The organism is Streptococcus sp. 3705 (assembly GCF_013277145.1).
Classification (GTDB): Bacteria; Bacillota; Bacilli; order Lactobacillales; family Streptococcaceae; genus Streptococcus.
This window is the reverse complement of record NZ_VMMJ01000034.1, coordinates 1-255: the sequence shown is the minus strand read 5'-3', so window position 1 is coordinate 255 and position 255 is coordinate 1. Positions and strand designations below refer to the sequence as shown.

The 255-nt window shown below is 47.8% G+C and carries 1 tRNA gene and 1 rRNA gene; both read left to right on the top strand.

Features of this window, described 5'->3' with window-relative positions:
* Positions 1-62 precede the first annotated feature (62 nt).
* Positions 63-178, top strand: a 5S ribosomal RNA gene (gene rrf / locus HT714_RS08755).
* 4 nt (positions 179-182) lie between these two features.
* Positions 183-255: transfer RNA gene (locus HT714_RS08750), tRNA-Val, on the top strand.

Sequence of the window (255 nt, the reverse complement as noted above, 5' to 3'; positions counted from 1 at the left end):
TGAAAGCGAACGGTTTTCTTGGTTTGAATAGATATTCAATTTTGAGTAGGTATTACTCAGAGTTAAGTGACGATAGCCTAGGAGATACACCTGTACCCATGCCGAACACAGAAGTTAAGCCCTAGAACGCCGGAAGTAGTTGGGGGTTGCCCCCTGTGAGATATGGAAGTCACTTAGCTCTAGGGAGTTTAGCTCAGCTGGGAGAGCATCTGCCTTACAAGCAGAGGGTCAGCGGTTCGATCCCGTTAACTCCCA